Below are 26,162 nucleotides of genomic sequence, written 5' to 3' on the forward strand. Positions count from 1 at the left end.
AGTCGTCGGCCCGGCGGTCGGCGCCCGCAGCGGCGGGCGTCAGCCCCAGCGTCGTCGGTCATCTTGATGGCCGTCGTCGGCTTGGGCACCCTTCCATCGTCAGACTTGTTCAGCCAGTCAGGTATCCGTCATGACCCACGCTGCACGCGATGTCGCCAGCGAGACAGGCTCAATCCGCCGCGTCTATCTGGTGGCCGGTGAACTGTCCGGCGATATTCTCGGAGCTAGCCTGATGCGCGCGCTCAAGGCGCGTCATCCCGAGGTGGCATTCCGAGGACTGGGTGGCCCGCGCATGATCGCCGAGGGGCTCGAGTCGTTGTATCCGCTGGAGACCCTGTCGGTGATGGGGCTGGTGGAGGTGATCAAGCACCTGCCAGAGCTGATCCGCGTGCGCCGTACCCTGCGCCGGGATGCGCTGGACTGGGAACCCGACATCATGGTCGGGATCGACGCCCCGGACTTCAATCTTGGTCTCGAGCGCCAGCTGCGCGAATCAGGTGTTACCACCGCCCACTACGTCAGCCCGTCTGTGTGGGCCTGGCGTCAGGGGCGGGTCAAGGGCATCGCCCGCTCGGTCGACGCCATGCTGACCTTTCTGCCGTTCGAGGCGGCCTTCTACGTCAAGCACCGGGTGCCGGTGGCCTTCGTCGGCCATCCGTTGGCCGACGAACTGCCGTTGGTCAACGACCGCCGGGCCACGCGCGAGGCGCTGGGGATTGCCGCCGACGCCCGGGTGCTGGCGTTGCTGCCCGGCTCCCGGCGCAACGAGATCCGCTTCATGGGGGAGACCTTCCTGGAGGCTGCCGAGCGCCTGGTCAAGGCAAGGCCGGGGCTTGCGGTGGTGATCCCGGCGGCCACGCCCGAGCGCAGGCAGGAGCTCGAGGCGCTGCTGGCCGCGCGGCCGGCGCTTGCGGCCTGCGTCAGCCTGCTCGATGGCCAGGCCCGGGAGGCCATGGTGGCAAGCGACCTGGTGCTGCTGGCTTCCGGCACCGCGGCGCTGGAGGCGATGCTGTGTCATCGCCCCATGCTGGTGGGCTACCGCATGGCGCCGATGACCCATCGCATCGCTCGGCTGATGGTCAAGACCGAGTGGATCTCGCTGCCCAATCTGATCGCCCGCGAATCGCTGGTGCCGGAGTTGATCCAGGACGAGGCCAGCAGCGAGGCCATTGCCACCCGCCTGGGCGAGTTGCTCGACGATGAAGCGGCGCGGACGGCGCTCGAGGCTCGCTTTGCCGCCATGCACGAGGGGCTGCAGCGAGACGCCAGCCGGCGTGCTGCGGAGGCCATCGAAGCGCTGGTAGCGGGGCAGCCGTTGCCGGACAGCGTATCGCCTCGGCTGGCCGAGGAGGTGGCCGAGGCCACGGCTGATGAAACGGATGATGTCCGTCAGGAGGCTGGCGGTGGTCGCTGAAGCGAAGCCAAGGCGCAGCAACAAGCCCGCCTTGCCGCCGCTGGTGGTGAACTATGATGGCAGCTTGCTGGCCGGTGTCGACGAGGTCGGTCGAGGCCCGCTGGTGGGCGCGGTGGTGGCGGCGGCGGTGATCCTTGATCCCTCGGTGCCGATCAGCGGGCTCAATGACTCCAAGGCGCTGAGTGCCAAGCGTCGCGAGGCGCTCGACGGCCAGATCCGCGAGCATGCACTGGCCTACCATGTGGCCGAGGCGAGCCCCGAAGAGATCGACCGGCTCAATATCTATCACGCCACCCATCTGGCGATGCGCCGGGCCATCGATGGCCTGGCGCCGGCTCCTGAGTACCTGCTGGTGGACGGCAATCGGCTGCCCGGGCATCATATTCCGGGCCAGGCCGTGGTCAAGGGCGATGCCCGCCATCCGGCTATCGCCGCCGCCTCCATCCTGGCCAAGGTGGCCCGTGACGCGGCCATGCTGGCCCTCGACGAGCGCTATCCCGACTACGGCTTCGCCCGCCACAAGGGCTACCCGACGCCTGAGCATCTGGCCGCGCTCGAACGCTTCGGGCCGCTGGCCGAGCATCGCCGGTCGTTTGCACCGGTAAAGCGTCAGTTGGCGCTGTTCTGACCCGTTTTCACACACCCGCCACGGCGGGTCGAGGTAAGGCTTTCTCATGTCCGCTCCCTTCGTTCATCTTCGCGTCCACAGCGAGTTCTCCCTCGTCGATGGCCTGGTGCGCCTCAAGCCGTACGTCAAGGCGGGCATCGAGCACGGGGCGCCGGCGCTGGCGCTGACCGACGAGGCCAACCTGTTCGGCCTGGTGAAGTTCTACAACGGTGTCCAGGGCGCCGGCATGAAGCCGGTCATCGGCGCAGATCTGTGGCTGGTCAACGGCCACGACCTGGATCATCCCTATCGGGTGACCCTGCTGGCGATGAACGACGTCGGCTACCGCAATCTGACCGAGCTGATCTCGCGTGGCTGGGTCGAGGGCCAGCGCCAGGGGCGGGCCTACCTGGAAAAGGCCTGGGTGCTCGAGCAGAACGAGGGGCTGATTGCGCTGTCGGGAGGGCGCGACGGCGATGTCGGACGCCACCTGCTCAGCGACCTTCACGCCGATGCCAGGCGCCTGCTGGACGACTGGTGCCAGGCCTTCCCGGGACGTTTCTATCTGGAGCTGACCCGTACCGGCCGCCCGCTGGAAGAGGACTGCTTACACGCCTCGGTGGCGCTGGCGCTGGACACCGGGGTGCCGGTGGTGGCCACCAACGACGTGCGCTTTTTGAAGCGCGAGGACTTCTGGGCCCACGAGACCCGGGTTTCCATCGGTGAGGGCAAGGCGCTCGACGATCCCCGACGTGAGCGCCGATACACCGAAGAGCAGTACCTGAAGTCGCCCCAGGAGATGGCCGAGCTGTTCGCCGATATCCCCGAGGCGCTGGAAAACAGCGTGATGATCGCCGCGCGCTGCAATGTCGACGTGCGTCTGGGCGAGATATTCCTGCCGGAGTATGGCATCCCCGAGGGCATGACCCAGGACGAGTTCTTCCGCAAGATCTCCCACGACGGTCTGACCGAGCGCCTCGAGGCGCTCTATCCGGTGGCGCAGCACCCCCGCGACAGTGACGAATGGGCGGCCCTCGAGCAACGCTACCGCGAGCGCCTGGACTTCGAGCTGAACATCATTCTGCAGATGGGGTTCCCTGGCTACTTCCTGATCGTGATGGACTTCATCCAGTGGGCCAAGGACAACGACGTGCCGGTGGGGCCGGGGCGGGGGTCCGGTGCCGGCTCGCTGGTGGCCTACGCCCAGAAGATCACCGACCTCGACCCGATCCAGTACGACCTGCTGTTCGAGCGCTTCCTCAACCCGGAACGTGTCTCCATGCCCGACTTCGACGTCGACTTCTGCATGGAGAAGCGCGACCGGGTCATCGACTACGTGGCCGAGCGCTATGGCCGCAACGCGGTGTCCCAGATCGTCACCTTCGGCACCATGGCCGCCAAGGCGGTGGTTCGCGACGTGGCCCGGGCCCAGGGCAAGCCCTATTCGCTGGGTGACAAGCTGTCCAAGCTGATCCCCTTCGAGGTCGGCATGACCCTGGCCAAGGCCATCGAGGAGGAGCCTCAGCTCAAGGAGTTCCTCGAGGCCGACGAGGAGGCCCAGGAAATCTGGGACATGGCGCTCAAGCTCGAGGGCGTGACCCGAGGCACCGGCAAGCACGCCGGTGGCGTGGTGATCGCCCCCACCAAGCTGACCGACTTCTCTCCGCTGTTGTGCGATGAAGACGGCTCCGGCCTGGTGGTGCAGTTCGACAAGAACGATATCGAGGACGCCGGCCTGGTCAAGTTCGACTTTCTTGGCCTGCGTACCCTGACCATCATCGACTGGGCCCTGGAGATGGTCGACAAGGTGCGCTCGAAGGAGGGCCAGGGACCGCTCGATATCGACACCATTCCGCTGGATGACGGCAAGACCTTCGAGATGCTCAAGAAGGCCGAGACCACCGCCGTGTTCCAGCTCGAATCCCGCGGCATGAAGGAGCTGATCAAGCGCCTGCTGCCGGACTCGCTGGAGGACATGATCGCCCTGGTGGCGCTGTTCCGTCCCGGTCCGCTTCAGTCCGGCATGGTCGACGACTTCATCAACCGTAAGCACGGTCGGGCGGAGATATCCTATCCGCACCCGGACTACCAGCACGAACTGCTCAAGCCGGTGCTGCAGCCCACCTACGGCATCATCCTGTACCAGGAGCAGGTGATGCAGATCGCCCAGGTGATGGCCGGCTACTCGCTGGGCCAGGCCGACCTGTTACGGCGTGCCATGGGCAAGAAGAAGCCGGAAGAGATGGCCAAGCAGCGCGCCGGCTTCATGGAGGGCTGCGCGGCCAACGGCATCGATGCCGACCTGGCGGGCAACATCTTCGACCTGGTGGAGAAGTTCGCCGGCTACGGCTTCAACAAGTCGCACTCCGCCGCCTACGCCCTGGTGTCCTACCAGACCGCCTGGCTCAAGGCCCACTATCCGGGTCCCTTCATGGCGGCGGTAATGTCCACCGAGATGGACAACCTCGACAAGGTGGTGCCGCTGATCGAGGAGTGTCGTCACCTCAAGCTGACGGTGACCCCGCCGGACGTCAATGTCGGTGGCTACAAGTTCACCGTCGATGAAGAGGGGCGGGTGGTCTACGGCCTGGGCGCGATCCGTGGGGTGGGCGAAGGTCCCATCGGCGCCATCGTCGAGGCGCGCAGCGCAGACGGCCCCTTCAGCGACCTGTTCGACTTCTGTCGGCGGATCGACCCCAAGCGCATGAACAAGCGCACCCTGGAGGCCTTGATCCGCTCCGGGGCGCTGGACAACCTGGGGCCAAACCGCGCCGTGCTGGCCGCCTCCCTGGATGACGCCCTGAAGGCCGCGGCCCAGAGCCACAAGAACCAGAGCGCCGGGATGATGGATCTGTTTGGCGAGGCCTTCGCCCCGGACGAGGACGACAGCGCCAGCGATCCCTACGCCGACTATCTGCGCGTGCGTGAGTGGAGCGACCGCGAGCGCCTGGCCGGCGAGAAGGACACCCTGGGCCTCTACCTGACCGGCCATCCCATCGATGAATACGAGGAAGAGCTTTCGCGCTTCGTCTCGACCCGCATCGCCGACTTGAAACCGTCCCGCGAGCCCCAGCGGGTCGCCGGCCTGGTGGTGGCCCAGCGCACCATGAAGTCCAAGCGTGGCGACACCATGGCGTTCGTGACCCTGGACGACCGTACCGGACGCATCGAGGCGTCGCTGTTTGGTGAACTCTACGACAGCGTGCGTGAGCAGCTCGACAACGCCGAGGTGCTGATCATCGAAGGCGAGGTGTCCAGCGACGACTACTCCGGCGGCCTGCGCCTGCGCGGCAAGGAGGTCACCCCCATGGTCCAGGCGCGCTCGCGCTTCGGTCAGGCGGTGGAAGTCTCGGTGGATGGGCGTGAGGCCAACGGTCGACTGATCGACAGCCTGCGCACGAGCCTCGAGCCGCATCGTCACCAGGAAGGCCTGCCGGTGCGCCTGCGCTACCGCAATCTGGAGGCCACTGGCTGGCTCGAACTCGACGAGCAGTGGAAGGTGCTGCCATCCGACGACCTGCTGATCGCGCTGCGTGAGGTCGAGGGCCAGGACGGCGTCCGCCTCAAGTATCGCTAGCGGCGCGGGGTTGCGAGGGCGCCTCTACGACGATCTTGACCCGCTGCGCCTTGCGTGGCCCGGTCAGGGTGCGATAATGCACACCACTTTTTCTTTGCCATGGGTGGGCTTGCGACGACTGCGTCGCGCCCGCCTGACCATGACCACAAGGCTGGCCCATGAATCCCAACTATCTCGATTTCGAACAGCCCATCGCCGAACTGCAGGCCAAGATCGAAGAACTGCGTCTGGTCGGCAACGACAGCCAGGTCAGCCTGGCGGACGAAATTTCCCGACTCGAGGAAAAGAGCCGCAAGCTCACCGAGTCGATCTTCAAGGACCTGTCGCCGTGGCAGGTATCCCAGCTGTCGCGCCATCCCCAGCGTCCCTACACCCTGGACTACCTCGAGCACGTATTCACTGACTTCGACGAACTGCACGGTGATCGCGAGTTCGCCGATGACGCTGCCATCGTCGGCGGTGTGGCGCGACTCAATGATCGTCCGGTGATGATCATCGGCCACCAGAAGGGCCGCGACGTCAAGGAGAAGGTGCGCCGCAACTTCGGCATGCCGCGGCCGGAAGGCTATCGCAAGGCCTGCCGTCTGATGGAGATGGCCGAGCGCTTCAAGATGCCGGTGCTGACCTTTATCGACACCCCTGGTGCCTACCCGGGCATCGACGCCGAGGAGCGCGGTCAGAGTGAGGCCATCGCCTACAATCTGGCGGTGATGTCGCGGCTTGAGACGCCGATCATTTCCACCGTGGTGGGCGAAGGCGGCTCCGGCGGCGCCCTGGCCATCGGCGTGTGCGACGAGCTGATGATGCTCGAATACTCCACTTACTCGGTGATCTCGCCGGAGGGCTGTGCCTCGATCCTGTGGAAGAGCGCCGAGCGGGCCAGCGACGCCGCCCAGGCCATGGGGATCACCGCCAGCCGTCTCAAGGAGCTGGGCTTCGTCGACACCTTGATCAAGGAACCCCTGGGCGGCGCCCATCGCTTCCCCCATGAAACCGCCACCCGGGTCCGCGACGCCATCGGCGAAAGCCTCGAGCGCCTCGACGCCATGGATACCGCGGCGCTGCTCGAACGTCGCTACGAGCGTCTGATGAGCTACGGCGCCCCGGCCTGAGCCCGAACGCTCTGCATCGATGAGCGTCTGATGAGCCACGGCGCCCGGCCTGAGCTCGAATGCTCTGCATCGATTGTGCGGCCCCCATCGTCCTGCGATGGGGGCCGTATGCATAGTAGGTGCCACCGCCCACCCTGACCCTCAGGAATCGCCGACATGCCGACGTCTCCCACCCTTGAAGCGCGAATCGAGCGGGCCCTCGACCGGGTGCCGCGACAGCGGTCGTTGTGGATCGCGCTGTCCGGTGGGCTCGACTCCTGCGTGCTGCTGGCGCTGGCGGCAAGGGCCTACGGGCAGCGGTCGCGCCGATTGAGGGCGATCCACGTGCACCATGGCCTGCAGGCGGCGGCGGATGACTTCGAGCGCCACTGTCGCAGGCTGTGCGCGCAGCAGGGGGTAACCCTCGAGGTCGTCCGGGCAAGGGTGGACCGTACCTCCGGCAAGGGCCTGGAGGCGGCGGCGCGCCAGGCGCGCTACGACGCCTTCGTCGAATGCCTGGACGCCGGTGATGTGCTGTGGCTGGCCCAGCACCGTGATGACCAGGCCGAGACGCTGCTGCTGGCCGCACTCAGGCGCGCAGGCGTTGCGGGCCTTGCCGCCATGCCGGCGCGGCGTGAGGAGCGTGGCCTTTCGATCGAGCGCCCCTTGCTGGAGGTCCGGCGAAGCGAACTGGAAGCCGAAGCCCGGCGTCGCGGGCTCGATTGGGTCGAGGACCCCAGCAACGCCAGTCGCGAGTTCGATCGCAACTATCTGCGTCATGAGGTGGTGCCGGCGCTGGAGCAGCGCTGGCCCGACGCCGCGGACGCCCTGGCAGTGAGTGCACGGCATGCCGGCGAGGCGGCGGCACTGCTGGACGAATACGCGCTTGAGGATCTGGCGCGGCTGGGTGGCGACCCCGCCAGGCTGGAACTCGAGGGCCTGCTGTCGCTGTCACGGCGCCGTCAGCGCTGGTTGATCGGGCTGTGCATGCGTCGGCTGGGACTTGCGCCGGCACCGGGACCACGGTTGGACGATCTGCTCGAGCAATGTCATGCCCGGCGTGACGCCGAGGTCAAGGTGAGCTGGCCTGGGGCAGAGGCGCGGCTCTGGCGCGGTGCGTTGTGGCTGATGGGGGAGGGTGCCGGAGATCCGCTGGAGGTTGCCGAAGGCCCCTGGTCGCCAGGGAGCGCCCTGGTGGTCGCGGGGGTGTCGATGAAGCTGCCGACGACAGAGGAGGAAACGCCGCTGCCACTGTGGCTGCGCCAGCGCCAGGGCGGCGAAAGGCTGAGGCTTGCCGGGCGAGGAAGTCGCGACCTGAAGCGGCTGCTGCAGGAAGCTGGTGTGCCGCCCTGGCGGCGTGCCCAGGTGCTGGTGGTGTGGCAGGGCGAGGTCTGTGTGGCTGCGCTGGACGCCGGCAGGGGGTGCTGGATCGCCCTGGCCGAGGGCTGGACGGCGTCGCCCTTACGGGCAACGCCTGGGGCCGGCTGATGGCTTGGCCAAGGGCTCTGGCCGTGGCTTTTGACCAAGGGCTCTGGCCAGGGACCGTGTGAGAGGGCTCAGGCCTCGGCGTGGGCCGTGCCCGCGTGCAGCTTGAGCGCGAAGTCGGTATTGGCCAGGTAGTCGGCCTCGCGTTCCAGGTCGGTGCACAAGAGGCCTGGCTCGTCGCTGCCCTGGTAGTGCAGATGCAGGACCTCGCCGTCCACCTCGAGCCGCGGCGTCGCCGGCGGCTGCTCCGGGCGCGAATGGTTGAGGATCACCGCCAGTCGAAGCAGGCGTGCCAGGCGCTGGCTGTCACGCTGTTCGGCCTTCGGCAACAGCTGCCATTCCTTGCTCGGGAACTTGCGTCGGTGGGCGCGCACCAGGAAGGCCAGCAGGCGCTGTTCCGGGCGCGAGAAGCCGGCCAGATCCGAGTGCTCGAGCAGATAGGCGCCGTGGCGATGGAACTGACTGTGCGAGATCGACTGGCCGATCTCGTGCACCCAGGCGGCCCACTCCAGATAGCGGCCACGTTCCTCATCGAGCCCCCAGTCGTCGGCGACCTGGGCGAACAGCGCCTTGGCCGAGGCGGCCACATTGTCGGCCTGGCGAACGTCGACGGCGTTGTAGCGGGCCAGGGTCTCCAGGCTCTTTAGACGCGAGTCCTCGGGACTGTTGCGGCCAGCCATGTCGTAGAGCACCCCTTCACGCAGGGCGCCGTCGGCGTAGCGCATTTCGCTGAGGTCGAAGGCCTCGAAGATCGCGCACAGAATCGCGACACCGGCGGGAAAGACCCGGGCACGATCGGCCTTGAGCCCGTCCATGGAGACCTTGTCGAGCTGCTTGGTCTTGATCAAGCGCTTTCTCAACTTGGCCAGACCGTCGCGAGTGATCACTCCTTCCGGCGCGTCGCCTGCCGCGTGCATCACCGCCGCCGCCGCCTTGATGGTGCCGCTGGAGCCCACCGGGTCATCCCAGCCCAGACGCTGGTAGGGTCTGCGGATATTAGCCAGTTCCGACAACGCCGCGAGTTCGGCGTTGCGCATGCGCTTCTCGCTGATATCGCCGTCGCCGAAGAAGCGTCGGGTAAAGGTCACGCAGCCCATGGAGAGGCTTTCCAGCGCCTTGGGTTCGAACTGTTCGCCGATGATGAACTCGGTGGAACCGCCGCCGATATCGACGATCAGCCGGCGCCCGTTCTCGGCCAGGGCGTGGGCCGCGCCGAGGTAGATCAGGCGTGCCTCCTCGCGCCCGGCGATGATCTCGATGCGCGTGCCGAGCATGGCCTCGGCGCGGTCGATCAACTCCTGGCTATTGTGGGCATCGCGCAGGGCGTTGGTGCCCACCACCCGCATACGCGAGGCGGGGATGCCCTCGAGAAAGGGCGCAAAGCGAGCCAGGCAGTCCAGCGCCCGCGTCATGGCGTCCTCGTTGAGGTAGCCGTCGTCGTCCAGGCCGGCCGCCAGCTGGACCTTTTCGCCCAGCCGCGCCACCACCTGCAGCCGGTCATCCTGATAGTTGGCCACCAGCAGGTGAAAGCTGTTGGAGCCCAGATCGATGGCGGCCAGGCGGGCGGGGTCCTTGGTGGCGTCGTGGGGCGACTCGCGCAGGGTGCTGAGCGTATCCGAGGGTTGATTCATGGCGGGTCCTTCACTGGAGATGGATCAAGGTTGCGTTTCGCCCCGGGGGATGTCAATGATCCGGGTCCGCCACGGGGCTTGCGTTCCCCTTCCGGCTTGTCTAGTATCGGGTCATTCGCCTGTTTCGAATGTGTTTTCCCGGTCGCGCCGCCGCCGCGACGTGACCATCCCAAGTCGTCAGACAGCCCGCACGACGTCAGCTCCGCTCCCGGCCAAGGCCCCGGCCCAAGCCCGCGAGACGCTGGCAACGGCGAATGAACCTGCTCCCTCGTCCAGACGCTGGCGTGGATCTCCCCTCCGGAGAATCCAGTCAATGGCCCTATTATCTTTACCTGGCCTCGCACGAGCAGCCTCGGGCTCTGAACGCACTCAATCGGCGTGTCTTTTCGCCCCTCGGCGCCTTGCCGCCCGGCTTCCACGAGTAATTTCTGAACTCTGATGAATCTGACCGAACTCAAGCAAAAGCCCGTGCCGGAGCTTCTCGATATCGCCCGCGAGATGGGTATCGACAACCTGGCCCGGTCCCGCAAGCAGGACATCATCTTTGCCATCCTGAAGAAGCACGCCAAGAGCGGCGAAGACATCTTCGGCGATGGCGTGCTGGAGATCCTTCAGGACGGTTTCGGATTCCTGCGCAGCGCCGACAGCTCCTACCTGGCCGGCCCCGACGATATCTATGTGTCGCCGTCCCAGATCCGGCGCTTCAACCTGCGCAAGGGCGACACCATCTCCGGCAAGATTCGCCCGCCGAAAGAAGGCGAGCGCTACTTCGCGCTGTTGAAGGTCAGCCAGATCAACCTGGACCGGCCGGAGAACGCCAAGCACAAGATCCTGTTCGAGAACCTCACGCCGCTGTTTCCGCAGGACCGTCTGCGCATGGAGATCGGCAATGGTTCCACCGAGGATCTGACCGCGCGCATCATCGACCTGACCGCACCCATCGGCAAGGGCCAGCGTGGCCTGATCGTGTCGCCGCCCAAGGCGGGTAAGACGCTGATGTTGCAGAACATCGCCACCTCGATCACGCGTAACAACCCCGAGTGCCAGTTGATCGTGCTGCTGATCGACGAGCGCCCCGAGGAGGTCACCGAGATGTCGCGCACCGTGCGCGGCGAAGTGGTCGCCTCGACCTTCGACGAGCCGCCGGCGCGTCACGTCCAGGTGGCCGAGATGGTGATCGAGAAGGCCAAGCGTCTGGTCGAGCACAAGAAGGACGTGGTCATCCTGCTCGATTCCATCACCCGTCTGGCGCGCGCCTACAACACCGTGGTGCCGTCCTCCGGCAAGGTGCTGACCGGTGGTGTCGACGCCCACGCCCTGGAAAAGCCCAAGCGCTTCTTCGGTGCCGCGCGTAACATCGAGGAAGGCGGCAGCCTGACCATCATCGCCACGGCCCTGGTGGACACCGGCTCCAAGATGGACGAAGTGATCTTCGAGGAGTTCAAGGGCACCGGTAACATGGAAGCCCACCTGGATCGCCGTCTGGCCGAGCGTCGCGTCTATCCCGCGCTCAACATCCGCCGCAGCGGCACCCGTCGTGAGGACCTGATCGCCTCCGACGAGGAGATGCAGCGCATGTGGATCCTGCGCAAGCTGCTCAACCCGATGGACGATACCGCGGCCACCGAGTTCCTGATCGACCGACTCAAGGACACCAAGACCAACCTCGAATTCTTCGAGGCGATGAAGCGCCGCTAGCGTTGGCCAACGCCGCGCCTGGGCGGTCGCCAGACGCAAGGTCCAGGTGACCGAGGTCAAGACGAGGGGCAGCATGCTATGCTGCCCCTTTTGTGTTCAGGGGAGCGAGGCAATCGCATGAAATATGGTGACTTGCGTGACTTTATCGCGGGTCTCGAGGCCGCCGGCGAACTCAAGCGGGTGACCGCCGAGGTGGACCCCTATCTCGAGATCACCGAGATCTGCGATCGCACCCTGCGCGCCGGTGGCCCTGCGTTGTTGTTCGAGAACGTCAAGGGCAGCGAAATGCCGCTGCTCGGCAACCTTTTCGGCACCCCCAAACGCGTCGCCATGGGCATGGGCCAGGACTCGGTGGAGGCGCTGCGCGAGGTCGGTGAGCTGCTGGCCTTTCTCAAGGAGCCGGAACCTCCCAAGGGCTTTCGCGATGCCTGGGAAAAGCTGCCGATCTTCAAGCAGATCATGAGCATGGGTCCCAAGACCGTGCGCTCGGCACCGGTCCAGCAGCGAGTCTTCGAGGGCGATGAGGTGGACCTGGATCGACTGCCGATCCAGCACTGCTGGCCCGGTGACGCCGCCCCCCTGGTGACCTGGCCGCTGGTGATCACCAAGGGCCCGCACAAGAGTCGTCAGAATCTCGGTATCTATCGCCAGCAGAAGCTCGGCAAGAACCGCCTGATCATGCGCTGGCTGTCCCATCGTGGCGGCGCGCTGGACTTCCAGGAATTCCAGCAGGCGCACCCCGGCGAGCCCTTCCCCGTAGCGGTGGCGCTGGGCGCCGACCCGGCGACCATTCTGGGGGCGGTGACCCCGGTGCCTGACTCGCTGTCCGAGTACGCCTTCGCCGGGCTGCTGCGTGGCTCGCGCACCGAACTGGTCAACTGCGGTCACGCCGACCTGCAGGTACCGGCGTCTGCCGAGATCATCCTCGAGGGCTTCCTGTACCCCGATGATACCGCGCCGGAAGGTCCCTACGGCGACCATACCGGCTACTACAACGAGGTGGAGACCTTTCCGGTGTTCACCGTGACGCGCATGACCATGCGCAAGGACGCCATCTACCACTCCACCTACACCGGACGTCCACCGGACGAGCCTGCGATCCTCGGGCTCGCCTTGAACGAGGTGTTCGTGCCGATCCTGCGCCGCCAGTTCCCTGAGATCGTCGACTTCTATCTGCCCCCGGAAGGCTGCTCCTACCGCATGGCGGTCGTGACCATGAAAAAGCAGTACCCGGGCCACGCCAAGCGGGTAATGATGGGGGTATGGAGCTTCCTGCGTCAGTTCATGTACACCAAGTTCGTGGTCGTGCTGGATGATGACGTCGACGCTCGCCAGTGGGAGGACGTGATCTGGGCCATCACCACCCGCATGGACCCGGCCCGCGACACCGTGATGGTCGAGAACACCCCGATCGACTACCTCGATTTCGCCTCTCCGGTGGCTGGGCTCGGCTCCAAGATGGGCCTGGACGCCACCAGCAAGTGGCCGGGTGAAACGGACAGGGAGTGGGGCGTGGCGATTGCCATGGACGACAGCATCAAGTCCCGGGTCAGCGAGCGCTGGGACGAATTCGACATTCCTCTCCCCGACAGCAACAAGAGGTCGACATGACGGCAAGGACCCTGACCTGCCAGGTCATCGAGGTCGAGGACCTCACCCCTGACGTGTTTCGCGTGATTCTGGAAGGACGCGCCGAGGCCATGGCCCATGCCCCGGGCCAGTACCTGGAAATGTGCCTGGACGATGACTGCTGGGTGCCCTTTTCCATCGCCAGCCGCCATCGTGACGATGGGCGACTCGAGCTGCATATTCAGCACTGGCCCGAACGCTCCAACTCGGCCCAGCTCAGGGCCATGCTGGTCGAGGCCCAGCACCTGACCGTGCGTCTGCCGGGGGGCGACTGCGTGCTGGATGGTGAAAGCGATCGTCCGCTGACGCTGATCGCCGCCGGTACCGGCTTCGCCCAGATGAAGGCGATCGTCGAGGCGGCGCTCCACGCCAACCCCGAGCGCTCCATCAGCCTGTGGTGGGCGGCCAAGGAACGCCGTGATCTGTACGCCGAGAGCCTGGCCCGGCAGTGGGTCGCCGAGTCCGATAAGGTCAGCTTCCACGCGGTCTGCGAGGAAGGCTTCGAGCAAGGCTTCGCCGACGAGCGGGTGCACGCCCATCATGGCCGTATCGACGCCGCACTCGCCGCCGAGCTTGGCGATGTGTCGGGCCACGACGTCTATCTGTCGGGCTCGCCCGGCATGGTCTATGCCTGTGTCGACGTGCTCGCCTCGCTGGGGCTGGACCCGTCACGGGTGTTCTCGGACGTCTTCGCCTACGCGCCACGCGACCCTCTGGTGCCGGTGGTCGGTAGCCTGGTCGGGGAAAAGCAGTCATGAGCGCGTCGCCGATCCTGATTACCGGTGGCGCCCAGCGTCTGGGGCGTCACTGCGCCGAGCGCCTGGTACAGGACGGCCAGCCGGTGATCATCAGCTATCGCCGCGAGCGCCCGGAGCTCGAGGCCATGCGCGAGCGCGGCATCGTCACCCTCCAGGCGGACTTCTCCAGCGAAGACGGTATCCTCGACTTCCTGGAGCGGCTCAAGGACGAGACAGACGCCTTGCGTGCCATCGTCCACAACGCCAGCGACTGGGCACCGGACAGCGATGGCGAGGATGCCGGGGCCGCCTTCGAGCGGCTGTTCCGTATCCATATGCTGGCGCCTTACCTGATCAACCTCCACGCCAAGCCCTTGCTCGACGCCTGCAGCGAGCCTCAGCGGGATATCGTCCACATGACCGACTACGTGGTGCAGAAGGGCTCGCGCAAGCACGCCGCCTACGCCGCCACCAAGGCCGGGCTCGACAATCTGACGCTGTCCTTCGCCGCGCGTTATGCCCCTGAGATCCAGGTCAACGCCATTGCACCCGCGCTGATCATGCTCAATCAGGGCGATGACGAGGACTATGCCGCCAAGGCCAGGGCCAAGTCGGCGATGGACATGGTGCCGGGGCCCGGGGTCATCTACCAGAGCCTGCGCTACCTGCTCGACAACCGCTATGTGACCGGGACGACCCTGGCCGTGGACGGTGGACGCCACCTGCGCTGAATCGCCGGCGGACTCGCCTGACCCGAGGAATCCCCCTAGACTCTGGATGACCCTGACAACAACATCACAAGGAGGCGACCCATGGCCCATCACGACGACGACCTGCATGGTGACAGCTCTCACGACGGCTTTCATGACGAAAGCGGATTCCTGACGATCTTTCTCGGCCTGGTAGTGATGGTCGGCATGACCTGTCTGCCGGCGACCATCGGCTGGGTGCAACTGGCGACAGGCTAGCCAGGGGCGTCAGCAGACCACGGTCGACGGCACGGCGCTTTTCCTGCCCGTGCACAGGGGTTGCCATTTGCTCCGGCGCGGGGCAGGATGAAGCAAGATTCGAGGAGACACCGATGACCGATCACGCAAACCCGACCCGACCCCGACCCGATGGCAGCGACAGCGCCCTCGTCGGTGCCGTCGTGGGTTCGGATTGTGTGCATGCGGACGCGGTGTCCTTTTATTGGCCCAGCTTTTCCTGGTATTGGTTTGATACCGGGGCGCTGGTGCGCGAGGCCTGATCCAAGTATCTGGCACTCGCGAGGCGCTCCCCCCCCAGGGCCGCCTCCCAGAACCCCCGGACGGCTGCCCGTCCGGGGGTTCCTTGTTTGTGTGGCCAGACGTTTTCACTCAGTAGCACTCACCTGCGAAAGGCAGGCAACCGGAGCAATGACATGACCGCATATCGACTCTTCGCCAGCACCATTTCCCATGGCTATGCCTATGGCGATAGCTGGCGATTTATCGACGCGCGGTCGGCCCAACTGGCCACCTCCGACCGTGAGCGCCTCGGTGGTCGACGCACCCAACGATGTACGACCACACGGAGCTGATACCATGACCGCCAGCCTTTCGCTTGCCACCGCCGACCTCAACGCTGCCGCGACGCAAGAGACCGCCCCCCAGATGACCCTGCCGACCCCGCAGGCGCTCAAGCGCCAGTGCCCACTCGGGACGACCCTGAGCGATCGCGTCGACGCTCAGCGTCAGCAGATCCGTGACATTCTCGAGGGTCGTGACGATCGCCTGCTGGCGGTAGTCGGGCCCTGCTCGATCCATGACCCCAGGTCGGCGCTTGAATACGCCCGGCGCCTGGCCTCCCTGGCCGACAGCATCCGTGATCGAGTGCTGGTGGTGATGCGGGTGTACGTCGAGAAGCCCCGCACCACCGTGGGCTGGAAGGGCCTGGCCTATGACCCGGACCTGGATGGCAAGGGCGACATGGCGCGTGGGCTCGAGCTGTCACGCCAGCTGATGCGCGAGATCGTCGAGCTGGGCCTGCCGGTGGCCACCGAGATCCTGCAGCCGATGATCGCTCCTTACCTTGAGGACCTGCTGGCCTGGGTCGCGATCGGCGCACGCACCACTGAATCCCAGCTGCATCGCGAGATGGCCAGTGGCATCGGCGCGGTGGTCGGCTTCAAGAACGCCACCAGCGGCGACGTCCAGGTGGCACTCGACGCCATGCGCTCGGCCGCCCACCCCCACCAGCACTTCGCGGTGGGCGAGCAGGGGCAGCCGGTCATGCGCGAGACCGCCGGCAACCCCTACACCCATGTGGTGCTGCGGGGCGGCCACGGTGAGCCCAACTACGGCGTCGATGCGGTCGCCGCCGCCAGGAAGGCGCTGATCGGCGCCGGCCTGCCGCCGCGGCTGATGGTGGACTGCAGTCACGCCAATGCGCGCAAGGACCATCGCCGTCAGAGCGAAGTCCTGCTCGAGGTGCTGGCCCAGCGCCTGGCCGGTGACACCTCGCTGATCGGGGTGATGCTCGAAAGCCACCTGAACGAGGGTAAACAACCCTTGGAGCCCGGCAAGCTGCGCTACGGTGTCTCGGTCACCGACGCCTGCATCGGATGGGAGACCACCGAACACCTGTTGAGCCTGGCTGCCGAGCGTCTTGCCCAGCAGGGTTGAGCCCGACGATGCGAACGAACCAGACCAGAGGCCCTTTCGGGCCTCTGGTCGTTTATGTCCGGCGTAACTGGCTCGCGCCGTGAGTGGGGACGTGACTCAGCGGCAGAAGGGCCATACCTGATAGAAGCTGTCGCAGCGGAATTCCGCCTCGCAGGCTGCCAGTTGGCTGCGGTAGCGGGAGGCGGTGCTTGCCACCTCCCGCGCCGCACGTTGCACCGCCGGCTTGGCGCGATAGCTGCCGCGCTGATAGCCGCCCTGGCCTTCGTGGTAGGCCAGGTACAGGTGCTCGGGGTTGGACAGTGACACCCCCGTCATGCGCCGCGTGCGGGCGTTGTACCAGCCGATGAAGTCGGTGGCGTCGTCCATGTCGGTGCGACTGGTGAACAGCCCGCCGGCGTCATCGTCGTATTCGCCCCATACCGGATCCTGGGCCTGGGCATAGCCGTAGGCCGAGGACGGGCGCGTCCACGGAATGAAGCCCAGCAACTTGGTACGTGGCGGCCTGACGTGGCTGCGAAACGACGACTCGCGCTTGATGAAGGCCATCTGGGTCCAGGGGGGCGTGCCCCACTTTTCATAAGAGGCCTGGGTGGCGTCGTACCAGTCAGGCTGCTGGCGAAAGATCTCGCACAGATTGTCCTGATGGCTCGGCGGCGCCGGGGCGAAGGCGGCGCAGCCGCTGAGAGTAACAAGCGCCGCGGCAAGCACCGTAGTGAGTAGAGCAGACCGCATCCCTGGCATGGCCCGTTTCACAACATTTTCCCGTTTTAGTGATATCGCCCCCAGTATGCCCCCCCGTGCACTGTCGGGTCATCCTCACATGTCCCACCGGCTGCTTCGGGTCATCGGAGAGGGGGCGATGGGGCGAACGCCTTCGATGTCCGATGACGTCTGAGTTCGATCATCCAGCGCCACGCTCAAGGCCAGGACGGTCATTTCTTGCGGGAAGGCAAACGGGTTGTATCAAGGTGCCTGTTGTTCGCCTATGGTAGCGGTTGCCGCTGAAAACGCCTGTTGAAGCCAAACCACCACCTTGTCGAGGATGGCATTGTCGGACATTGTTTGGCTCCTGATCAGGTGGTAGTGCAGTCCCGGTAGAAACGGGCCGAATGGCACCTCCAGCACACCACGAGCGATCTCATCCTGCACCAGGGTCAAGCCCAGCAGGGCCACGCCCTGGCCGGAGATAGCGGCCTGGATCGCGTGACTTTCTTCGGAGAAGGCGAGTCGAGGCCCCAGCACGGCAGGGGTAGACCCCACCGCCTGACACCACTGAGCCCAGCCGGGCAGGCCAAGGTTCGGACAGTACCAGTCGAAATCGATATGACGAACACCCCTGAGGTCGTCGACGCCAGCCAGCTGGAGTTGCGGGCTGGCGACCAGGGCAATGCGATCGGTCGCCAGGGTCACCACCTCATGGTCCGGATAGGGGCCCATACCGTAACGAATCGCCAGGCGGGTTCCATGCGTCAGATCAAGCACGCTCTCGCTGGCATGGATATTCAAGGCGATATCGGGATTCGTCGAATGAAAGTCGGTCAGTCGAGGAAGCAGCCACTGGCTGGCGAAGGCCGGAGTGCAGGAGAGGGTGACGCTGGCGGGTGTCGTTCGCTTGAGCAGACTTTCCAATGCGTCGGCGAAGGCGTCAAAGCCCTGGCGTAGCACGGGAGAAAGCTCCGTTGCCGCGTCGGTCGGGATCACCTGGCGGGTGCGACGCTCGAATAGCGCTACGCCGAGCCAGCTTTCCAGTTCACGTACCTGGTGGCTGATCGCGGCGGGCGTTACCGCCAGCTCTTCAGCCGCCCCCTTGAAACTACGGTGACGTGCTGCCGCCTCAAAGGCACGCAACTGCGAGAGTGGTAGTCGGCGTCGTTGCATCGCATCCCTATGGACAAAAAATTTTTGTGTATCTGCAAAGAATAGATCGTTTGTCGGCCCGAATCGATTGGAAGATTCTGTCGTTCGTGCACCACCAAGCATGAGCGGTACTAATCCCAAAGGAGAATCTTCATGGCTACACTGTTGCACCTTGATGCCAGCGCACGCTCCGGACTTTCCGGTAGTCAACCCCACGGATCGCATTCGAGACGCCTCAGCGCCCACTTCGTCACACAGTGGCAACGGGCACGTCCTGACGACAGGGTCGTCTATCGCGATGTCGGCCAGCAGCCGCCTCGTCCTGTCACCGGTGATTGGATTCATGCCGCCTTCACCAAGCCGGAAGCGCGGGATAGGTGGATGCACGAGGTTCTCGCGGAGAGTGATTCCCTGGTCGACGAACTGCTCGAGGCGGATCTGATCATTGCTGGCGTACCGATGTACAACTTCGGCGTTCCGGCCGGATTCAAGGCTTATATCGACAATATCGTGCGAGTCGGGCGGACTTTCGGCTTTGATCGCTCCCGCCCAGGCTTGCCCTATTGGCCGATGCTGAGCGCCATGGGCAAGCGCTTGGTAGTGCTTGGTGCCCGGGGTGATTATGGCTATGAGTCTGGTGAGCGAATGGAGCACACCAACCACGTCGAACCACACTTGCGTACCGTTTTCGCCTATCTCGGCATAGAGGAGTTGCACAGCATCGCCGTGGAGTATGACGAGTTTGCCGACGAGCGGCTGCAGCAGTCTCTGATTCAGGCGGAGCAACGCGTTGAGGCGTTGGTCGACAGGCTGGCGGCCAGTCTGGACGTTCCTCGCGTTGTTTCCGATCCAGTCTCGGGGTGAGCGCACCTCCGTGACCGCTTCTACGATCGTCCCCTGCTGGGTACCAGATGCTCGGCAACAGATGTGATTCCCTGTCCAGCAAACGTCTGTATTGCAGAACTTGAAATAAGAATAGTCTCGCGGGATGAGAAATTTGCGCGTCTCGCCGTCAGAGGGCCGATGTGGTGAGAGGGAGTGTCTGATTTCCAACAATGTATTCTTCATGATAAGTCGGAAAAATCAGTGAGCGAGGTGGATGATGGGTGGTTATATAAGTAGAGATAGGGAGCCTGATCTGGCGGCTTCTTTCGGTGCGCTGGAAGAAAAACAGTTGTCAGTGAGCCAACCGCTTGCGCGCAATGGTGTTCTGCAGCCAGGAAAGGTCTATTTCATTCCCGCGAGGTGTGGCGCTGCCGTTGTACTGGAAAAAGGGCAGATGCTTACGCTGATTAACGTAAGTGGATTGCAGGTCTGCGATATGTGGGCTTTCAATACGAGTGATCCAGACGAATTTCTATCCATGGAACATACTCGAACCCATCTTGGGCGCTTGGTGCCGGTTGTCGGTGACAGTATGGTTTCCAATAGAAGAAACGAGATGCTGGAACTAGTGGAAGATACTTCGCCTGGGGTGCATGACACATTGATTGCCGCCTGCGATATCAATCGCTATAGACAGCTTGGCGTAAGCGAATACCATGACAACTGTGTTGATAATCTTCGAATGGCATTGCTTGCCATCGGCAAGGAGGTTTCGCATGTTCCATCACCATTCAATGTGTGGATGAATGTTCCACTTGATGGTGATGGCTCACTGACATTTGTGCCACCCGTGGCCAAAAGAGACGACAGGATCGTGTTCAAGGCAATGATGACCTGTTACGTAGTCATGTCATGCTGTCCCCAGGATATTACGGCGGTCAACGGAGTTGGTAGCCAAACGGAAAGTATAGGAGTCATGCTCGGAGATTGAAGAAACACGGGATAGATGGCGATGCACTGCAACTCCGCCGCCGGCGCTAAAGGTTCTCATTTCGTCGGAGGTAAACTCCAGCCTTTGCGCTCCGGCGGCATCCGGCTCGTCATCGCTCACGATATGACTTCAGCACTCCCTCTCGTCGCTTCAAACGCCTCTACACGTTTTTTGGGCCAGCGGCAGCGAAGTTTAGCGATAGCGATCACGCTGCCTCTACGCGGGCTCGGGCTTCTTCTCCCTTGGCTGACCCTCACCTCCGATGTCCGAGGGCACCAGTGGCAGGTCCTCGGGCAGGTGGCGGGCACAGAAGTCCAGGCAGTCGAGGCCGTTGACGGCCTGGGGGGCCAGTGGACAATTCCATGGCGACTCGCGCAGCACTTCCGGAAGATGGTCGCTCAGGTCCTCCATGTCCTGACTCTTGGGCCAGCACAGCCAGCGCTCCCGTTCAGGGGTCTCGGGGTGGCGCCACTTCAGCATCCAGTCGTCGCCCCAGGGCAGTACGCCCAGGGTGTCGGGTTCGGGCGGCGGCAGACCCTGGAAGGCGCTGGCCCACCAGCGGGGCGAGAGGTGATGGCGTCCCAGGCGTCGGCTGCACTGGGCCAGCAGGGTACGCTGCACCACCATGACATCCAGGGCGCTGTCATCACGATAGAGCACATGGAGCGCGAGAGTGTGCGGTATTACGCAAAGCTCCCGCTCAACCAGTTCATCCAGTGACTCCCTGCTGTCGACCTCCTCGGCCAGGGCGCCGTCCAGCGTTACCAGGGTAACCGATTGTGGCGGTATGACGAGACAACAGGGAAGTGCCTGGTCGAGGCATGAAAGCGATTGGACATTGGCGGCGCTGCCCCGGTCGAGGCTCTGTTGATCGACACAGTGGACCCAGTACCAACGAGGCTCGGGATCTTCGTCGGCTGAAGGGGCGCGTTGGGGCATAAGAAGTATGCGCTGATGTCGGTGTCCCAGATTCCACATGGTTCTGGTCCTGTCGATAGCGATTGTTGGTGCACTGTGTCGACGAGCGAAGCCATTTTCTTTCACCAACTGTTACTCTTTTTACAATAGCGCTACTTCCTGTGCTCTGCGTCAACCTCGTCTATCGTCATACGAGTGTCATCTGGACTACCTAGTGTTGTCGGCGGACCGCCGTCGCCCCTGTGATCGACTTTCCCCTCCGATACCCGAGGCCGGCAACAGTGACTGGCACCGACAGCCCACGCCTTGACGGCGAACAGAGGGCTGCAAGAAGAGGACTGCGCAATGAGCAAGGAAATTGAAGATCATCGTCTGTTGAACCCCAGCCGTAATGAACCCTTCTCCTCGGTGCTCGACCGTCGTCTTTCCCGGCGAGCGGTGATGAAGGGTGGCATGGGCATGGCGGCCATGACCATGCTGGGAAGCTTTGGTCTCTCGGCCTTCGCCAACGAGCCGTCGTCAGGGATGGCCAAGACGCCGCTGGCGCTGGCCTTCGAGTCGATTGCCGGTTCGCGCAGCGACGCCGTGGTGGTGCCGCCGGGCTATACCGCCCAGGTGCTGGTGCCCTGGGGTACGCCGCTTGACGACAGCGCGCCCGAATGGAGCGAGGATCTGACGATGACGCCCCAGGCCCAGGCGGCCAGCGTCGGCATGCATCACGACGGCATGCATCCTTTCGCGCTGGATGAGAGCACGGCCTCCGAGCGCTTCCTGCTGGTGATGAACAACGAATACATCGACGAGAACGCGCTGTGGGCGCCCCAGGGCGGCCCTACCAACATGACCGAAGGCAAGCGTCCGGCGGACGAGGTGCGCACCGAGATCAACGCCCACGGGGTGACCGTGGTCGAGGTGAAGAAGGACGCCGATGGTCGCTGGAGCCACGTCAAGGGTTCCGCCCATAACCGTCGCTACACCAGCGCCACCCCGATGCACCTGTCAGGGCCGGTGGCGGGCAGCGACTACGTCAAGACCAGGTATTCCCCGGGCGGCACCCAGGCTCGCGGCACCAACAACAACTGTGCCCACGGCTACACGCCCTGGGGTACCTACCTCACCTGCGAGGAGAACTGGCCGGCCTACTTCGTCAAGAACGAAGGCCGTACCCTGGACGATGACCGTCTTGGCATCGCCAGTGGTCGCGGACGCTACGGCTGGGAGACCGCCGCGGGTGATGACAGCGAACGCGACGACGAATTTACCCGTCTGATCGGCGACCCCGTCGCCGACGACGCCAGCGGTGACTACCGCAACGAGCCGCGTCAGTTCGGCTATATCGTCGAGATCGACCCCTATACCGGCAGGCAGGCGATCAAGCGCACGGCGCTGGGCCGCTTCCGCCACGAGGGCTGCTGGCCGGGCAAGCTGGTAGCAGGCGAGCCGGTGGTGTTCTACTCCGGTCACGACTCGCGCAACGAGTACATCTACAAGTTTGTCTCCGAGGCGGCCTGGGACCCGGCGGATGCCATCGCTCCCGGCGCCGAGGCCGATCGCCTGGCGATCGGTGACAAGTACATGGACAGCGGCACCCTTTACGTCGCTCGCTTCAACGCCGATGGCAGCGGCGAGTGGCTGCCGCTGACGCCGGACGCTTCCACCCAAGATGGCCGTACCCTGGCCGAGGCGCTGGAACTCGACGCCGATGACCTGGCCGGGGTGATCATCCACACCTGTGACGCCGCCGACCTGATGGGTGCCACGCCGATGGATCGCCCGGAGTGGGGCGCGGTGGACCCGTCCACCGGCGAGGTCTACATGACCCTGACCAACAACTCGAAGCGTACCGAAGACGGCACCGAGGCGACCCTGACCGGCGACGGCGACAACATCACCGCGCTGGGCAACGGCTACGCCACGGCACCGGTCAATGCGGCCAACCCGCGGGCGAACAACGAGGCCGGTCAGATCATCCGCTGGCGCGAGGGCAGCGATGCCACCGCCTTCGACTGGGAGGTATTCGTGTTCGGTGCCGCGGCCAGTGACCAGAACAACCTGTCCGGGCTGACCGCCGACAACGAATTCGCCAGTCCCGATGGGCTCTACTTCGATGAGCGCGGCGACGGCCAGGGCATCCTGTGGATCCAGACCGACAACGGCTACGAGGGCGTCACCGAGAGCACCAATGACCAGGTGCTGGCGGTCGTGCCGGCGGAGCTCGAGCGTGCCGATGGTGCCGCCGCAGTGATCTCCGGGGCCAACCAGGACAAGCTCAAGCGCTTCTGCGTGGGCCCCAACGGCTGCGAGGTCACTGGCATCTTCCCCACGCCGGACAAGACCGCGCTGTTTATCAATATCCAGCATCCGGGCAACTGGCCGGCCAGTGACGACGCGACCCAGGCGTCTGATGCCAGCGTGCGACCGCGCGCCGCCACGGTGGTGATCCAGCGCGAAGACGGCGGCCAGATCGGCGTCTAGGACGTGTCCGAAAGGTGTCGGCTTGCGTCGGCCTTTCGGGAAACCTCCAGGGGCGTTGTCGACGTCTGACGTCTTGCGCCGCCCCAGCACCCCGGCTCCCTTTTCAGGGAGCCGGGGTGTTTTTTCTAGGGTCTGGGTGTCCAGGGCTGGATGATCGGCAGCCTGAAGCGGGAGGCGGTTGGTCCGGGAACCGCTTGGGTCGGCCAAGGCGCAGCTCGAGCGGCAACCGGCAGCCGTCAGGACACATGACGACAACATGAAAAAGCCCCTCGCCAGCGTCGCTGGCGAGGGGCCTGGGTGGTGTTATCGACGCGCCGATGGCGCGTCAACGCGGGGCGTTATTCAAGCGCGAGCGGCGTAGGCGTACAGCAGCGTTTCCTGGGCGGAGATCGGTGCGGCCTCGCCCGGGTCCTGCTTGATGTAGGTGCCGTCGGCCTGCAGCAGCCAGCTCTGGCAGTTGTCGACCAGGTAGGTCTCGAGGTCCTTGCGCACCCGGGCGGCGAGCTTCTTGTCGAGCAGCGGGAAGCAGGTCTCGACCCGATGGAACATGTTGCGCGCCATGAAGTCCGCGCTGGAGCCCCATATCTCGGGCTTGCCGTCGTTGTGGAAGTGGAACACCCGGGTGTGTTCGAGGAAGCGACCGATCACCGAGCGCACCCGGATATTTTCGGAGATACCGGGCAGGCCAGGGCGCAGGCAGCACATGCCGCGGATGATCAGGTCGCACTCGACGCCGGCCTGGGAGGCGCGGTAGAGCGCCTGGATCAGCTTGGGTTCGGTCAGCGAGTTGCACTTGACGATGATATGGGCGCGCTTGCCCTTGCGCGCGTAGCTTGCCTCCCGCTCGATCATTTCCACGACCCGTTCGTGCAGGGTGAAGGGGGCGTGCAGCAGCTTCTCGATCTGGCGGGTGCGGCCCATGCCGGACAGTTGCTGGAACACCTTGTGCACGTCGGCGCACAGCACCGGGTCTGCGGTGAGCAGGCTGTAGTCGGTGTAGAGCTTGGCCGTCTTGGAGTGATAGTTGCCGGTGCCGAGATGAGCGTAGTGGCGCAGCGCGCCCTTCTCGCGACGCACGATGTGCATCATCTTGGCGTGGGTCTTGTAGGCCATCACCCCGTAGATGACGATGGCGCCGGCCTCCTGCAGGCGTGACGCCAGCGCCAGGTTATCGGCTTCGTCGAAGCGGGCGCGCAGTTCGATGACCACCGTCACTTCCTTGCCGTGGCCGGCGGCCTCGACCAGGGCGTTGACGATGGGGGAGTCGGCACCGGTGCGATACAGGGTCTGCTTGATCGCCAGCACGTCGGGGTCGCGGGCGGCCTCGCGCAGCAGGTCCTCCACCGGGGTGAACGACTGGAAGGGGTGGTGCAGCAGGATGTCGCCTTCCTGCATCGACTGCATGATGGAGTTGGGTTGCTTGACCTGCTTGGGCACGCCGGGGGTAAAGGAGCGGTACATCAGATCGGGCCGGTCGGCGTCACCCAGTACCGACATCATGCGGGTCAGGTTGACCGGGCCATTGACCCGATAGAGGTCACTGGCTTCGAGCTGGAACTGCTTGATCAGGAAGTCGGAGAGCTCCTCGGGGCAGTTGTCGGCCACCTCCAGGCGCACGCCGCTGCCGTATCGCCGGGCCAGCAGCTCGCCGCGCAGGGCCGAGGCCAGGTCCGAGACTTCTTCGGGATCGACCGTCATGTCGGCGTTGCGGGTCAGACGGAACTGGTAGCAGCCCTTGACCTTCATCCCCGGGAACACCTCGTCGGCGTGGGCGTGGATCATCGACGACAGGAACAGGTACTCGGTGAAGCCTTCCTCGCACAGCTCTTCCGGCAGCGCGATGACCCGGGGCAGCGAACGTGGCGCCGGCAGGATGGCGAGGCCGCCCTCGCGGCCGAAGGCGTCCTTGCCCTCGAGCTCGACGATGAAGTTGAGGCTCTTGTTGACCAGCCGCGGGAAGGGGTGCGAGGGGTCCAGCCCGATGGGGCTGACCACCGGGATGATCTCGGTGGAGAAGTAATCATGGACCCACTTGCGCTGCTGCTTGGTCCAGTCCCCACGCCGACGGAAGCGGATGTTGTGGGCTTCCATGGCAGGGATCAGCTGCTCGTTGAGGATGCGGTACTGACGCTCCACGTGCTCGTGGGCGATCTTCGAGATCTCGTCGAGCACCGAACGCGGGCTGCGGCCGTCGGCACCGGTGGTGTCGTCGCCCAGGGCCAGCTGGCTCTTCAGTCCGGCCACCCGGATCTCGAAGAACTCGTCCATGTTGGAGGAAAAGATCAACAGGAACATCAGGCGGTTGAGCAGCGGGTGCGCCTGGTCCAGCGCCTGTTCCAGCACCCGGATGTTGAACTGCAGATGCGACAGCTCGCGATTGAAGTAGAGGCTCGGGTCAGTGAGGTCGGCCTCAGGGTCCGGCATTGCCTTGGGCTTGATGCCGGTGCGCGTCTGGTTAAGGCGCGGCACCGGGGTATCGGCCTGGGGCGCGTCGCTCATCGAGACGTCGGACTTGCCCAGGGTCGCATGTTCAATCGTGGCGTTGTCGCTCTGCGCGTCTTCCATGGTGGTTCCTCATCGGG

At 64.8% G+C, this 26,162-nt stretch carries 20 protein-coding genes; 15 read left to right on the forward strand and 5 right to left on the reverse strand.

The window, feature by feature from the left end:
* Positions 1 to 130 precede the first annotated feature (130 nt).
* The 5 genes from lpxB to tilS all read left to right on the forward strand — a co-directional run bounded on the left by lpxB (position 131) and on the right by tilS (position 8,177).
* Positions 131 to 1,414, forward strand: coding sequence for a lipid-A-disaccharide synthase (gene lpxB / locus KUW00_RS20350; protein ID WP_124803474.1), 1,284 nt, complete (start codon positions 131 to 133; stop codon positions 1,412 to 1,414).
* Positions 1,404 to 2,042 (forward strand): ribonuclease HII, encoded by a 639-nt coding sequence (gene rnhB, locus KUW00_RS20355; protein WP_315901213.1) that lies wholly within the window; start codon positions 1,404 to 1,406, stop codon positions 2,040 to 2,042. Before lpxB ends, rnhB begins: the two co-directional genes overlap by 11 nt.
* 46 nt (positions 2,043 to 2,088) lie before the next feature.
* Entirely contained in the window at positions 2,089 to 5,598 is a 3,510-nt protein-coding gene (gene dnaE, locus KUW00_RS20360; protein ID WP_222570004.1) for a DNA polymerase III subunit alpha, read from the forward strand.
* A gap of 158 nt (positions 5,599 to 5,756) precedes the next feature.
* Positions 5,757 to 6,710, forward strand: coding sequence for an acetyl-CoA carboxylase carboxyltransferase subunit alpha (locus KUW00_RS20365; RefSeq protein WP_045991173.1), 954 nt, complete (start codon positions 5,757 to 5,759; stop codon positions 6,708 to 6,710).
* A 156-nt stretch (positions 6,711 to 6,866) separates the two neighbouring features.
* The gene (gene tilS, locus KUW00_RS20370; RefSeq protein ID WP_222570005.1) at positions 6,867 to 8,177 is read left to right on the forward strand and encodes a tRNA lysidine(34) synthetase TilS; all 1,311 of its coding nucleotides are present in this window, start codon (positions 6,867 to 6,869) and stop codon (positions 8,175 to 8,177) included.
* Positions 8,178 to 8,245: 68 nt separating this feature from the next.
* Here the strand turns inward: tilS and ppx are convergent, their stop codons facing one another.
* Positions 8,246 to 9,805 (reverse strand): exopolyphosphatase, encoded by a 1,560-nt coding sequence (gene ppx, locus KUW00_RS20375; protein ID WP_108449746.1) that lies wholly within the window; start codon positions 9,803 to 9,805, stop codon positions 8,246 to 8,248.
* A gap of 438 nt (positions 9,806 to 10,243) precedes the next feature.
* On the opposite strand from ppx, the gene rho reads away from it, so the two are divergent.
* The 7 genes from rho to KUW00_RS20410 all read left to right on the forward strand — a co-directional run bounded on the left by rho (position 10,244) and on the right by KUW00_RS20410 (position 16,514).
* Positions 10,244 to 11,503 carry a transcription termination factor Rho gene (gene rho, locus KUW00_RS20380; protein ID WP_045991171.1) on the forward strand — a complete coding sequence of 420 codons (1,260 nt, stop codon included), beginning with the start codon at positions 10,244 to 10,246 and terminating at the stop codon, positions 11,501 to 11,503.
* A 117-nt stretch (positions 11,504 to 11,620) separates the two neighbouring features.
* Entirely contained in the window at positions 11,621 to 13,114 is a 1,494-nt protein-coding gene (gene ubiD, locus KUW00_RS20385) for a 4-hydroxy-3-polyprenylbenzoate decarboxylase (RefSeq protein WP_045991170.1), read from the forward strand.
* Complete coding sequence (locus KUW00_RS20390; protein ID WP_108132291.1) at positions 13,111 to 13,890, forward strand: NAD(P)H-flavin reductase; 780 nt, start codon at positions 13,111 to 13,113, stop codon at positions 13,888 to 13,890. The genes ubiD and KUW00_RS20390 overlap by 4 nt, the downstream gene beginning before the upstream one ends.
* On the forward strand, positions 13,887 to 14,600 hold the full coding sequence (folM, locus tag KUW00_RS20395) for a dihydromonapterin reductase (RefSeq protein ID WP_124803466.1): 714 nt from the start codon (positions 13,887 to 13,889) through the stop codon (positions 14,598 to 14,600). The genes KUW00_RS20390 and folM overlap by 4 nt, the downstream gene beginning before the upstream one ends.
* 81 nt (positions 14,601 to 14,681) lie before the next feature.
* Entirely contained in the window at positions 14,682 to 14,837 is a 156-nt protein-coding gene (locus KUW00_RS20400; RefSeq protein ID WP_181248593.1) for a hypothetical protein, read from the forward strand.
* Between the two features lie 113 nt (positions 14,838 to 14,950).
* Positions 14,951 to 15,118, forward strand: a complete 168-nt coding sequence (locus tag KUW00_RS20405; protein WP_185696395.1) for a hypothetical protein — start codon at positions 14,951 to 14,953, stop codon at positions 15,116 to 15,118.
* A 316-nt stretch (positions 15,119 to 15,434) separates the two neighbouring features.
* Positions 15,435 to 16,514 carry a 3-deoxy-7-phosphoheptulonate synthase gene (locus KUW00_RS20410; protein ID WP_108449749.1) on the forward strand — a complete coding sequence of 360 codons (1,080 nt, stop codon included), beginning with the start codon at positions 15,435 to 15,437 and terminating at the stop codon, positions 16,512 to 16,514.
* A 96-nt stretch (positions 16,515 to 16,610) separates the two neighbouring features.
* Here KUW00_RS20410 and KUW00_RS20415 read toward each other — a convergent pair whose 3' ends face one another.
* Positions 16,611 to 17,246 carry a lysozyme-like domain containing protein gene (locus tag KUW00_RS20415; RefSeq protein ID WP_261392286.1) on the reverse strand — a complete coding sequence of 212 codons (636 nt, stop codon included), beginning with the start codon at positions 17,244 to 17,246 and terminating at the stop codon, positions 16,611 to 16,613.
* Positions 17,247 to 17,477: 231 nt separating this feature from the next.
* A complete protein-coding gene (locus KUW00_RS20420; protein ID WP_222570006.1) occupies positions 17,478 to 18,392 on the reverse strand; it encodes a LysR substrate-binding domain-containing protein in 915 nt (304 codons plus the stop codon).
* A gap of 132 nt (positions 18,393 to 18,524) precedes the next feature.
* Here KUW00_RS20420 and KUW00_RS20425 point away from each other — a divergent pair, with 132 nt between their 5' ends.
* Together KUW00_RS20425 and KUW00_RS20430 are read left to right on the forward strand one after the other, a co-directional pair.
* A complete protein-coding gene (locus KUW00_RS20425; RefSeq protein ID WP_222570007.1) occupies positions 18,525 to 19,235 on the forward strand; it encodes an FMN-dependent NADH-azoreductase in 711 nt (236 codons plus the stop codon).
* Positions 19,236 to 19,470: 235 nt separating this feature from the next.
* Positions 19,471 to 20,187 carry a DUF1989 domain-containing protein gene (locus KUW00_RS20430; RefSeq protein ID WP_204248908.1) on the forward strand — a complete coding sequence of 239 codons (717 nt, stop codon included), beginning with the start codon at positions 19,471 to 19,473 and terminating at the stop codon, positions 20,185 to 20,187.
* Positions 20,188 to 20,403: 216 nt separating this feature from the next.
* Here KUW00_RS20430 and KUW00_RS20435 read toward each other — a convergent pair whose 3' ends face one another.
* Positions 20,404 to 21,126 carry a hypothetical protein gene (locus KUW00_RS20435; protein WP_222570008.1) on the reverse strand — a complete coding sequence of 241 codons (723 nt, stop codon included), beginning with the start codon at positions 21,124 to 21,126 and terminating at the stop codon, positions 20,404 to 20,406.
* Positions 21,127 to 21,450: 324 nt separating this feature from the next.
* Here KUW00_RS20435 and KUW00_RS20440 point away from each other — a divergent pair, with 324 nt between their 5' ends.
* Positions 21,451 to 23,580, forward strand: a complete 2,130-nt coding sequence (locus KUW00_RS20440) for a PhoX family protein (RefSeq protein ID WP_124803460.1) — start codon at positions 21,451 to 21,453, stop codon at positions 23,578 to 23,580.
* A gap of 342 nt (positions 23,581 to 23,922) precedes the next feature.
* On the opposite strand, the gene ppk1 is transcribed toward KUW00_RS20440, so the two are convergent.
* Positions 23,923 to 26,145, reverse strand: coding sequence for a polyphosphate kinase 1 (gene ppk1 / locus KUW00_RS20445; RefSeq protein WP_181248595.1), 2,223 nt, complete (start codon positions 26,143 to 26,145; stop codon positions 23,923 to 23,925).
* Between the last annotated feature and the right edge of the window lie 17 nt (positions 26,146 to 26,162).

Origin of the sequence: Halomonas sp. DP5N14-9 (assembly GCF_019802175.1) — a bacterium.
Classification (GTDB): Bacteria; Pseudomonadota; Gammaproteobacteria; order Pseudomonadales; family Halomonadaceae; genus Halomonas; species Halomonas litopenaei.